This is a genomic window from Marinobacter sp. V032, from assembly GCF_052645435.1.
In genome coordinates, this window is the sequence record NZ_JBQXYE010000001.1 from 1,354,781 (window position 1) to 1,366,956 (window position 12,176).

General features: G+C 52.1%; 9 protein-coding genes. 7 read left to right on the forward strand and 2 right to left on the reverse strand.

Translation table 11 applies throughout. From position 1 onward, the window contains the following. Positions 1–78 precede the first annotated feature (78 nt). Positions 79–2,001: a PrkA family serine protein kinase gene (locus ACUN9X_RS06190; protein ID WP_260038943.1), complete on the reverse strand. Its 1,923-nt coding sequence runs from the start codon at positions 1,999–2,001 to the stop codon at positions 79–81. 544 nt (positions 2,002–2,545) lie between these two features. Here ACUN9X_RS06190 and osmF point away from each other — a divergent pair. From osmF to ACUN9X_RS06225, 7 genes are all read left to right on the forward strand, one after another. Beyond that, positions 2,546–3,418 carry a glycine betaine ABC transporter substrate-binding protein OsmF gene (gene osmF / locus ACUN9X_RS06195; protein ID WP_445473187.1) on the forward strand — a complete coding sequence of 291 codons (873 nt, stop codon included), beginning with the start codon at positions 2,546–2,548 and terminating at the stop codon, positions 3,416–3,418. A 66-nt stretch (positions 3,419–3,484) separates the two neighbouring features. Beyond that, positions 3,485–4,651 carry an ABC transporter permease gene (locus ACUN9X_RS06200; protein WP_445473188.1) on the forward strand — a complete coding sequence of 389 codons (1,167 nt, stop codon included), beginning with the start codon at positions 3,485–3,487 and terminating at the stop codon, positions 4,649–4,651. A gap of 20 nt (positions 4,652–4,671) precedes the next feature. Further along, the gene (locus tag ACUN9X_RS06205) at positions 4,672–5,619 is read left to right on the forward strand and encodes an ABC transporter ATP-binding protein (protein WP_445472507.1); all 948 of its coding nucleotides are present in this window, start codon (positions 4,672–4,674) and stop codon (positions 5,617–5,619) included. After that, a complete protein-coding gene (locus ACUN9X_RS06210) occupies positions 5,619–6,365 on the forward strand; it encodes an ABC transporter permease (RefSeq protein WP_260038945.1) in 747 nt (248 codons plus the stop codon). The genes ACUN9X_RS06205 and ACUN9X_RS06210 overlap by 1 nt, the downstream gene beginning before the upstream one ends. A gap of 19 nt (positions 6,366–6,384) precedes the next feature. Continuing rightward, on the forward strand, positions 6,385–7,599 hold the full coding sequence (locus ACUN9X_RS06215) for a winged helix-turn-helix domain-containing protein (RefSeq protein WP_445472508.1): 1,215 nt from the start codon (positions 6,385–6,387) through the stop codon (positions 7,597–7,599). 512 nt (positions 7,600–8,111) lie between these two features. Beyond that, on the forward strand, positions 8,112–9,677 hold the full coding sequence (locus ACUN9X_RS06220; RefSeq protein WP_445472509.1) for an ATP-dependent nuclease: 1,566 nt from the start codon (positions 8,112–8,114) through the stop codon (positions 9,675–9,677). Further along, positions 9,662–10,699 carry a DNA helicase UvrD gene (locus ACUN9X_RS06225; protein WP_445472510.1) on the forward strand — a complete coding sequence of 346 codons (1,038 nt, stop codon included), beginning with the start codon at positions 9,662–9,664 and terminating at the stop codon, positions 10,697–10,699. Before ACUN9X_RS06220 ends, ACUN9X_RS06225 begins: the two co-directional genes overlap by 16 nt. A gap of 82 nt (positions 10,700–10,781) precedes the next feature. Here the strand turns inward: ACUN9X_RS06225 and ACUN9X_RS06230 are convergent, their stop codons facing one another. Beyond that, positions 10,782–12,158: a lactonase family protein gene (locus ACUN9X_RS06230; protein WP_445472511.1), complete on the reverse strand. Its 1,377-nt coding sequence runs from the start codon at positions 12,156–12,158 to the stop codon at positions 10,782–10,784. Positions 12,159–12,176 lie beyond the last annotated feature (18 nt).

Sequence of the window (12,176 nt, forward strand, 5' to 3'; positions counted from 1 at the left end):
GTCCGAAGTTAAACCGGGTGGTCGTCACCCTGTTTTCAAGTAGTCGATCCAGATAAACGTGCACTGAATCGTGAGCCGTTACTGGGACTTCCTGACCCGCAGATACCACTCGGCCAGCAGGCGCACCTGCTTTTCGGTATAGCCGCGATCAACCATCCGCTCGACGAACTGCTTGTGCTTGTTCTGGTCTTCCTGCGAGGCCTTCGGGTTGAACGAGATCACCGGCAGCAGGTCTTCGGTGTTCGAGAACATCTTCTTCTCGATCACGCTGCGCAGTTTCTCGTAGCTGAGCCATGAGGGGTTTTGCCCCTGGTTGTTGGCCCGTGCCCGCAGGACGAAGTTGACCACCTCGTTACGGAAATCCTTGGGATTGCTGATGCCGGCCGGCTTCTCGATTTTCTCCAGCTCGTCATTGATAGCCGAGCGGTTGAGAATCTCGCCGGTTTCAGGGTCGCGGTATTCCTGATCCTGAATCCAGAAGTCGGCATAGGTGACGTAACGATCGAACAGGTTCTGGCCATACTCGCTGTAGCTTTCGAGATAAGCAGTCTGGATTTCCTTGCCGATAAACTCGACGTAGTGGGGCGCCAGGTACTCCTTGATGAAACGCAGGTAGCGCTCCTGAACCTCGGCGGGGTATTGCTCCTGTTCAATCTGCTTTTCCAGCACATACAGCAGGTGCACCGGGTTGGCGGCCACTTCGGTGGTATCGAAGTTGAATACCTTGGACAGGATCTTGAACGCAAAGCGGGTCGAGAGCCCGTCCATCCCTTCGTTCACGCCGGCGGAATCCCGGTATTCCTGAATCGACTTGGCTTTGGGGTCGGTATCCTTGATGTTCTGACCGTCGTAGACCCGCATCTTGGAGAAGATGCTGGAGTTTTCCGGCTCTTTCAGCCGCGACAGAATCGAGAACTGCGACAGCATGTCCAGCGTATCCGGTGCGCAGGGGGCGCCGTGCAGCGAACTGTGTCTCAGCAGCTTGCGGTAGATGTCGATCTCCTCGCTGACTCGCACGCAATAGGGCACCTTGACGATATACACCCTGTCGAGGAAGGCCTCGTTGTGCTTGTTGTTGCGGAAAGTCTGCCATTCCGACTCGTTGGAGTGGGCCAGAATGATGCCGTCAAACGGCACCGAACCCATGCCTTCGGTGGTGTTGTAGTTACCTTCCTGAGTCGCGGTCAGTAATGGATGCAGCACCTTGATTGGCGCTTTGAACATCTCGACAAACTCCATCAGGCCCTGATTCGCCTTGCTCAGCCCGCCGGAGAAACTGTAGGCATCCGGATCATCCTGGGAATACTCTTCCAGCATGCGGATATTGACCTTGCCCACCAGGGCCGAAATATCCTGGTTGTTGTCGTCACCGGGTTCAGTCTTGGATATGCCGATCTGGTCAAGCACCGAGGGATAGCGCTTCACCACACGGAACTGGCTGATATCGCCGCCGTATTCATGCAGTCGTTTCACCGCCCAGGGTGACATGATGGGCTTGAGGTAACGGGTGGGAATGCCGTATTCCTCCAGCAGAATGGCGCCGTCTTCACCCGGGTCAAACAGACCCAGCGGCGACTCATTTACCGGCGAACCTTTGATGGCGTAAAAGGGCACCTTCTGCATGAGGTACTTGAGCTTTTCGGCAAGGGATGACTTACCGCCGCCGACCGGGCCCAGCAAGTAGAGGATCTGTTTCTTTTCTTCGAGGCCCTGGGCCGCGTGGCGGAAGAAGGAGACGATGTTTTCCACGGCTTCTTCCATGCCGTAGAACTCGGAAAATTCGGGATAACGCTTGATGACTTTGTTGGAAAAAATACGGGACTGGCGTGAATCGCGGGATGTATCAATCAGTTCCGGCTCGCCGATGGCCATTAACATCCGCTCGGCCGCAGTGGCATAGGCCGATGGATCTTGCTTGCAGATCTCCAGGTATTCCTCAAGAGAGCATTCTTCTTCCTGAGTGGAATCATACCGGTTCTTGAAATGCTGCAGTATGCTCATAGTCGCCCCTCGCTCGCATTGTGATATGCCAGATTACACGTTCAAAATTCCTCGATGCGCTTCAATCAGGATCGCCTGATCACCGGCGTTCCAATTATTGTTGGATGAGTGGGAGTTGGGCCCGTCCTGCACGGAATTCGCCGGTGTCGGAACCCCGGTCAGGCGGATGTTCTAATTTACGACTCTAATTTCAGCTTAGTTTACTTTTTAACGTTGGACACTGAATCCAGATAATTGTTTCCCGATAAAATGGTTAACTTTTGTACGCCATTGGTTGCCGTTGAATCCGCTCAAAAACGTGTCATCCTGTCAGCAATTACGCCTTGCGCGCCGGGTACCGGCAACCGCAACTGAATTGGCAGGGCAGTCGTCCTTTTTGGGCTTGCCTTCGTATGGGTGTCGCATAAACTCAATAGAACGTTCGGGCCCGCCTGCATCCGGTTGCCCTGTATTGAATGCAACTATCGCACCCGTTTTAAAACTTACAAAAGGAGTGGTCGTGAACCTTCTTTCGCACATCCGCCGGTTTATCCCTGTTTTGCTGATGACATTCACCGTGCCTGCACTGGCTGCCGACCCTGTGGTGGTCTCATCGAAAATTGATACGGAAGGCTCGGTGCTGGGGCAGATGATTCTGCAACGGCTGGAGGGCGCCGGCATCCCGGTTGAGAACAAAATCCAGCTGGGTGGCACCAGTATTGTGCGCAGTGCCATTACAGCGGGCGAAATCGATATCTATCCGGAATACACCGGCAACGCGGCCTTTTTCTTTGACGAAGCCGACAGCCCGGTATGGAAAGATGCAGGCAAAGCCTACGAACGCGCAGCCGAGCTTGATTACGACGCCAACAAGATCGTCTGGCTGACGCCGGCCGATGCCAACAACACCTGGGCGATGAGCGTCCGTGGCGATCTGGCGCGGGAACACAACCTGAACACGCTGGATGATCTGGCCAAGTACATCAACGACGGCGGCGATTTCAAGTTTGCGGCCAGTTCAGAATTTGTCGAATCAGCCAGCGCGCTGCCGGCGTTCCAGGAAGCCTACGGCTTCAAACTCAACTCCGGCCAGCTGCTGACCCTCTCCGGCGGCAACACAGCGGCTACCCTGCGCGCAGCGGCTCTCAACAATAACGACGTCAATGGCGCCATGACCTACGGCACTGACGGCGGGCTCAACGCGCTGGATCTCAAGGTAATGGAAGATACCCGCGGCGTTCAGCCGGTTTATCAGCCAGCACCGATCATTCGCGAATCCGTGCTCAAGGCCTATCCCGAGATCAAGGACCTGTTGAAGCCGGTGTTCGAGGCGCTTGATCTGGAAACCCTGCAGCGCCTTAACGGCGAAGTGGCCGTGAACGGGGCCCCTGCAGCGCAAGTGGCCAAAAAATTCCTGGATAGCGTCGCTCAGGATTAAAGTTTGCCCCGCAAGTTTGCCTGGCCTGGAAAGGCGATACGCAGAAAGGTGATCCGCAATACGGTGATGCCAAACAAGGTCATCCCGCTTCTCAGTGTGATCGCCATTGCTTTGGTGTGGTGGCTGGATTTTGGTGTCATCCAGCCAAACCGCATTGTGCCCGGCACCGGTTACGGTCTTGCCGGTGCGATAGGTGGAATGAACGCAGCGCTGCTGACCTTTGGCCTGCTGTGCGTCGCCATCCTCAGCGTTTCGCCCTTCCGGGGCCGGTTCTATGTGCTGGTGGGCCTGCTGGGACTTGGGCTGGCCACACTGCCTTTGCTGCTTGAACTCTTCGCCGCCCGCCACCTTCCGGCCGATGCGCCTTATGCCCGCTCGTCTGTTGGGGCGGCTTTCTGGACGCTGCTCTTCCTGCTGTCGCTGATGCTGGTGGAAGTCTTCGGCCGGCTGAAAACCGCCCGCGGCCTGCAAGCCGCCATGTGGTTACTGGTGCTGGGCGCCTGGCTGGTGACGTTCCGCGACGACGGACTTGAAAGCCTGTCGCTGGTGCGGGAATTCAATACCCGGCCAGACGAATTCTGGAGGGCGCTGCGCATCCATCTGGCGCTGGCCGGCGGGGCCGTGGGCATAAGCCTGCTGTTCGCACTGTGGCTGGCGGTTTCCATGATTCGCCGCCCCGCCTGGCAACGGCCGATGCTGGGGATGGTGAGCTTTCTGCAGACCATTCCCAGCCTGGCACTGTTCGGACTGCTCATTGCACCCCTGAGCGCCTTGACCGCAGCCTTCCCGGTTCTGAAAACGCTGGGCATTCACGGTATCGGCTGGGCACCCGCTGTGCTCGCATTGATCGCTTACAGCCTGCTGCCAATGGTGCGCAATACCTTTGTCGCGCTCACTGAAGTGCCCGAGTCGGTGGTAGACGCAGGGCGGGGCATGGGCATGACCGAGCGCCAGCTGTTCATGCGGGTCAAATTACCGCTGGCTTTGCCGGTGATTATTGAAGGCGTGCGCATCACCACCATTCAGGCCATCGGGCTTACGGCAGTTGCCGCATTGATCGGCGCCGGCGGTTTCGGCACCTTTATCTTTCAGGGGCTGGGCCAGGCCGCGATGGACCTGGTATTGCTGGGCGCGTTGCCGACGATTTTGCTGGCGCTCGCGGCCGATGCCCTGTTCTCGATGCTGGGCGCCAGTCTCAAATTCATGCCGGCCAGTCGGGAAACCACTGCCTGACGCAAAAGGAAGCAGACCGGATGATCGAACTCAAAAGTGTCACCCGACGATTCGGCAATATCACCGCCGTTGATCATATCGACCTGACCATCGAAACCGGCGAAGTGTGCGTGCTGGTCGGCAGCTCCGGCTGCGGCAAATCCACCACGCTGCGGATGATCAACCGCCTGCTGCCCCACAGCAGCGGCGATATCCGGGTAGACGGGGAAGACATCAACGACATGGATGCCCAGAAACTGCGCCTCAATATGGGCTACGTGATACAGGGCACCGGGTTGTTCCCCCACTGGACCGTCGCCCGCAATATCGGCCTGGTGCCGGACCTGCTCAAATGGCCACGGGAGAAAATCGACGCCCGGGTACACGAACTGCTCACCCTGCTGGACCTTGATCCGCAAACTTACAGTAATCAGTATCCGCATCAGTTGTCCGGCGGTCAGGCCCAGCGGGTCGGCGTCGCGCGGGCACTGGCGGCCGATCCCAATATCCTGCTGATGGACGAACCCTTTGGCGCGCTGGATGCCATCACCCGCGAGAACCTGCAGCTTGAGATGCTGCGCATCCAGCGGCAGGTGCGCAAGACCACCGTATTTGTCACCCACGATATCGACGAAGCCCTGCGCCTGGCGACCCGCATTGCGGTTATGGATCAGGGGCGCATCATCCAGCACGACACGCCGGAAAACATCCTGCGCCGACCAGCGTCCGATTTTGTTGAAAACCTCGTGGGCAAACAGGACCGGGGCCTCAAACTGATGGGCCTGCGCCCGGTGCGCGACCTGATGACACCCCACGAACTCCCGCGCCCCGCCGAACCGGGTGCAGACGGCCTTAACGAGGAAGACAGCCTGCGACTGGCGCTGTCGGTCATGCTCTGGCAAGACCTGCCACAAGTCGCGGTATTCAACACCAACGGCGAAGAAACCGGCGTACTGAGTCGGGAGATTCTCATGCAGGGCGGTGCCTGATGCGCGTCTGGTTATCGCCAATAGTGCTCATCACCGCACTCATCGGCTTGTGTCTGGCCATGCCCCTGCTGGAACCCGTATTCCAGTGGGTGCAGCCCGATAAACAAAGCGTGATCTACCAGCGCGAGAGCTTTCTGTTTCTGCTGCAGAACCACGTGATGCTGGTGTTGATATCCGCCACCATCGGCACCCTTACAGCAGTGGCTGGCGGCATCTTTGTAACCCGCAAAGCAGGGCGTGACTTCCTGCCACTGGTCAGCCAGATCGCCTCCATCGGCCAGACCTTCCCGCCCGTTGCCGTGCTGGCGCTGGCGGTACCGGTTGTCGGCTTTGGCGAAGGGCCCACGCTGGTCGCGCTGGTGCTTTACGGCCTGTTGCCCATCCTGCGCAACACCCTGGTTGGCCTCAACGGCATCAATCCCGCAGTACGCGAAGCCGCGCAAGGCATGGGCATGTCACCCCTGCAAGTGCTCGTGCGGGTCGAGCTCCCGCTGGCTGGTCGCATCATCCTCGCTGGCATCCGCACATCGGTCACCATCAACATCGCCACCGCTGCCATCGGCTCCACCATCGGCGCCCGCACGCTGGGCGATCCGGTTATTGCAGGGCTGGTCAACGGCAACACCGCCTATGTACTACAAGGCGCCATACTGATCGGCTTGCTGGCACTGGCGACGGACAGCTTGTTTGAGGCCTTTGAACGTACCTGGGATCAGCGTTTTTCGCCGCAGGCGGCGGGGGCTTGATGAACCGGTTGGGTCAGCGATGATAGAGCTCAAGCGCCCACACGATCTGGCCCGCCTGCGTCGTCTCGCCCTCGCGGCTCAAGGCTTGTTGCAGGCCAAACCCTTTGGGAGTGGCTTGGCCGGCTGTCGGCAAGCAATTAATCACATCGGTTACGTGCAGATCGACACCATCTCCGTTGTCGAGCGCGCGCATCATCATGTGTTGCACACCCGAGTGCCGCAATTCGACCCCGCCATGACCAACCAGATGCTGGTCGATGGCGACATCTTCGAATATTGGTCCCACGCAGCCGCCTTTCTGCCGATGGCTGATTTCCGCTTCTCCTTACCCTACAAGCAGACAATCAAAAGCGGCCAGACCCACTGGTTCAGAAATCCGGACAAGCAACTCATGGGCGAACTGCTGGCGCGCATACGCACCGATGGCCCCCTCCGCTCCCGTGATCTCGAAACCAACAGAACAAAGAGCGCAGGCTGGTGGGACTGGAAGCCCGCCAAAAAAGCCCTCGAGCAGCTCTACATGCAAGGCGACCTGATGGTCAGTGACCGCACAGGCTTCCAGAAAACCTACGACCTGACCGAGCGCGTACTGCCGTCGCACGTCGATACCACAACGCCCACCACCGACGAGTTTGCCGCGCACCTGATAGACCAGCAATTACGCTGCCACGGCGTGGCCTCACTCAAGGGCATCACCTACCTGCGCCGCAATGCGGGGCTGCGCCAAGCAGTCAAAACCCTGGTAAACGAAAGCGTGGGGCAGGGTGCCTTAGAGCAGATCAAACTCAGCAGTGGCGAAGTCTTACTGGTAGAAGCGGGCGCACTTGAACGCCCCATGCCACGGGTGAGCAACCGCATGCTGATACTCTCCCCATTCGACAACAGCGTGATCCAACGCGAACGCCTAAAATCGCTTTTCCGTTACGACTACCAAATTGAATGCTACGTGCCCGCCGCCAAGCGCCAATACGGCTACTTTTGCCTGCCGCTACTCTACCGTGATCAGTTTGTTGGGCGGATGGACTGTAAAGCCCACAGAAAGGACCGGTTGTTGGAAATCAAGTCGCTCTATTTTGAACCACATACCTTTGATGACGACCAGATCGTGACGGCGTTTACAGAGGCCCTCAAAACGTTCAGTCAGTTCCAGGGGTGTGACCGGGTGAGTTTGACTGAGGCTTACCCCAAACCCATGGAGCAGCGCTTGCGCAGCCCGATTTCACATCAGTTTTAATTGCTGTTACGAGATAGATTTGCCCCCTCTTTTATCCCCCGCTATAACCTACATAAACGATAAGAAATTACCGCGCTTTAGGCGCTCAATCACGTCATTGAAATAGCCAGCGTAGGGAATGGTTGGTGGGGGTATGAAATGGATTTTTTAGTGCCTTTCCGAAAACCGCACTTTTCTCTTAACGCTTCGTTCCTTTTTTGTTTGGTGTTTGCTCGTCGTCTTGGTTTGAGCGGATGGCGGGGGCGTTTTGGTGATGCTTAGTTATTGCAATCATATAGCGCGCAGATGATTGCGGTGGCGGATTATGTTGAGTGTGATTAATACTTTGTTTTGTAGTGAATTTTTCGGTTATTTCGGGGGTGGTTGCGGGTAATGATGAAGCTGTCAGATTTACGCAATCATGCAGAGTGCTATCTAACCACTGTTATACGGCACCCAAACATCATCGTAAACTTCAGAATCTAACCAATTATATAAACCAGAAAGAAGAATTTATTCAGGGTTGAAAATACATGCAATACATAAAAAAGCTTAAGTTGATTAATTTCAAACGTTTCGAGAAACTTGAGTTGAAATTTGAACAAGGAATAAACACAATTATAGGGGACAATGAATCAGGGAAAAGTACCATTCTTCAGGCTATTGACTTGGTTTCGAGCGGCAACCGAAATAGAGTTGAATCATCTAGCATTGAATCACTACTAAACAAAGGTTCAGTCAAAAGTTATTTTCTTGGTGAGAAAACATTTGATAATTTACCCAAGATTCATATAGAAATTTTTCTAAATGATGAAAGTGATCCGGATTTGTATGGAAAACATAACACTGATGGTTTAAATGCAAGTGGCTTACATTTGGTTTGCGAGCCAAATGAAGAGTTGTCAGCGGAGATAAATGAGGTTCTCAAATCAGGTGAAAAGAATTTTCCCTATGAATTTTATATTGCAAGGTTTTTCACTTTTAATGGTGAGGCTTATTCAGGGTATCGTCAATTTTTAAAGACATTAACTATCGATAGTTCAAAGATAAATAGTGAATATGCAAATAGGGAATACATTAAAACAATCTATGATGCATCAATAGACTATTCAACTAGAATATCTTTAAAGAATGAATATCGGCAACAAAAAATTCAGTTTAGAGAAGAACACCTGAAAACGGTAAATAATTCACTTGGTGAATACGATTTTAGTGTGCGTTCAGGTTCAAAATCAAACCTAGAAACCGATATCACGCTAACGCAAAACGATATACCAATTGATGAGCGCGGAAAGGGCCAGCAGTGTTTTATAAAGACGGAATTTGCTCTTGCGAAAAAAACGGACAAGAAGAACATAGATATTCTTCTACTAGAAGAACCAGAAAATCACCTCAGCCACTTAAACATGAAGCGTTTGATCAATAAAATTTCTGCTTCACACCAAAATCAGATTATCCTTGCTACACACAACAGTTTAGTTAGCACGCGCCTTGATCTAAGAAAGTCCATACTTATTAATAGTTCAAGTGAAACGCCAATAAAACTAAAGGATGTTTCCGAACCAACTGCAAAGTTCTTTATGAAAGCACCAGATAATAACATTCTTGAGTTCGTCTTATCTGATAAGGTTATTTTAGTAGAAGGTGACGCTGAGTATATCTTGATGGATTCTCTTTATGCTAATGAAACTAAAAGGAGCCTTGAACAAGATTGTATTCACGTTATTTCAGTTGGTGGAACAAGCTTCAAAAGATACATGGAGTTAGGGAAAGTATTAGGTATAAAAACGGCAGTAATACGAGATAATGATCAAGATTACCAAAAAAACTGTGTTGAAAACTACAAAGACTTCACTTCTGACAATATTAAGGTTTTTTCTGATCAAGATAATTCTCGCTACACGTTTGAAGTATGCATTCACGCAGATAATGAAAAAGTATGTAATGAATTATTTTCCGGAGGCAACATAAAAAAAGCCTCCCTTGATTTTATGTTGGATAACAAGTCTGAATGTTCTTTTCGATTGGCAGATAAAAAATCAGATAAGCTAATCACACCGGAATATATTAAGCAGGCAATTACATGGATAAACGAGTAGTTTTTGCTGTTGCAGGGTCGGGAAAGACAACAAGCATTCTTGATAGAGTGGAAAGTGATAGTAAGTATCTTATTATCACTTACACAGATAACAACACCCAGCACTTAAAAAGCAAAATAATTCAGAAGCTTGGAAAAATACCCGATGGAGTACGGGTCTATAGCTACTTTACGTTTCTATATTCATTTTGCTATAGGCCACTTTGTGATTATGAAATAAAATGTAAAGGTATAAATTTCACCCAACCAATTCCGAAGTATGCTCAAAGAAAGAAAAAAAATACTTGGGATCATTATTTCGATAAAAATCGACGGCTTTTTTCAAGCCGAATCGCAAAATTACTTATTGAATTCAGTGTAATTCCAGAAGTTCTGGAAAGGATTGAAACATTTTTCGATGCTGTGTTCATCGATGAAATCCAAGATTTCGCAGCAAATGATTTTAACTTAGTTTGCCAACTTGCAAAAGCTAACGTAGACATAAAGCTCGTCGGGGACTTTTTTCAACACACTTTTGATACAAGTCGAGATGGCAACACTCAAAAAAATCTTCATAATTCATTTGATACATACTGCCAAAAATTGAGTAGCGCAGGATATACTGTTGACCTTGAGTCACTATCTCACAGCTATAGATGTGGCCCTACCATCTGCTCATTCGTCGAGGATAATATAGGAATATCAATTAAATCTCATCGTGATGATACTATGGAATTAAAGTTATTAGAGGACCAAGAAACAATCGAACAGGTTTTCTACAATGACTCAGTAGTAAAGCTATTTTACCAGAAAAGCAATTCATATCCTGGAAATACGGAAAATTGGGGAAATACTAAGGGGCTTGATCATTACCGAGATGTCTGTGTTGTTCTAAACCCTAATTCATTCAAATCATATGAAACTGGTCAACTCTCCTCTCTGGCCGCAACAACAAAAAATAAACTTTATGTTGCATGCACAAGGGCAAAGGGAAATCTATATTTTGTGTCAGAAGAAAAATTAAAAAGCTACAAACAGGAATAAAAAGGGGTCAGATCGATTTATTTTTAACCAAGCTGGCTAATTGTAACCCGATCTGCCCCTTCGCTACGCTTTTCTGCATCTATTATCTGACAATGATCGAGAGAGGGTCCGGTAACGGAGAATTCGGGAGTGAGACCACGCCGGATACCGTGTTGGCAGACAGAGCACCGTCGCTTCCCACTACGAACTGGGATATGTCCCTGGAATTGCGATTGAGAGTGTAGGTGTAGCGCCCGGTCGGGTCGACGGCCACGTCATAGACGTTGGTTTGCGACGCACCGGCCGAAACTGACGCCGGCGACAGAGCTGTCAGCGTGCCATTGTCATAGAAAAACTGATTGACCGTGTTGCTGATGCCCATGCTCAGGTATAGGTGCGACCCACTCGGATCGAACACCATCGTCTGTGTACCGCTATCCGTCAGTGGAATTGTGCTGTAAAGCGAGAGGGAGCCGTCAGTAGAGTCGATTGTGAACTCCGATATCGAGGAGTTGCCCCCCGCTAACAGATACGCACCGCTTGGATCAGTCTCGACCGCGCGGCCTCCCAGGCTAGACCCATACACTCCCACCGGGTTGGAAAGTGATCCATCGGTAGCAATCGTCATGGTAACAATATATCGATATTGCGCGCCGCCGATGTAGAGGTACGACGAGCTTGAGTCCACTGCCAATCCCTGCACGTTGTTGCACTGCGTTGAACAGGAATAAGTGCCGACTGCCGTGAGCGAGCCATCGCTGGCAATGCTGAACGAGGTGATGCTGGCTCCGCCCTGATTGCCGACAAAGAGGTATTTTCCGTCAGGAGAAACGGTTGCCTGGTAGGGGCCTGCGCCAGTAGGAACTGCCGGTGTAGTCATCGCCGTAAGGCTGCCGTCATTGGCGATGTTGAACTGCTCGACCTGATTCATGCTGTTGATTGTCGCATAGAGGTGCGTGCCGCTCGGATGGATCGCAAAGCCTTGGGTTGGACCTGTCGTCGATACCGTTGCGGAAGAAAGCGGAGTCAGTGTTCCGTCATGCTCTATCGCATACTGGAATATTTGCGGATTCGCGGCGTCGGACACATACACATTGTGCGACGAACACGACACCTTTACGCTGGTCACGTTGGCGCTCACGTTGCTGCCCGAGCCCGAAGATACCGAGCAGGACTGGACACCAACAGGCTGCTCGCTCACGACCACGTTGTAGCTGCCATCGGCCTCAATGGGGGCTGCGAAGGTAAATCCACCATTGGCTGAGAGGGTCAAGGTGTCTCCGCCGTTATTCTGCATGCTCACCTGCTGACCGCTCGCCAGCCCGGAAATATCGCCACCTATGGTGTACTTTACTGTGGTTGGGGCTGGGTCAGGGTCTGGCGTTGATGTAGATCCGCCGTCCCATAGATTGCAACCCGTAAGGCTGAGCGAGATTGCGACAGAGGCAGCAATTGCAGATAGCCGATTTTTGTTGTTCATAGGGGCGTGTCTCTTAAA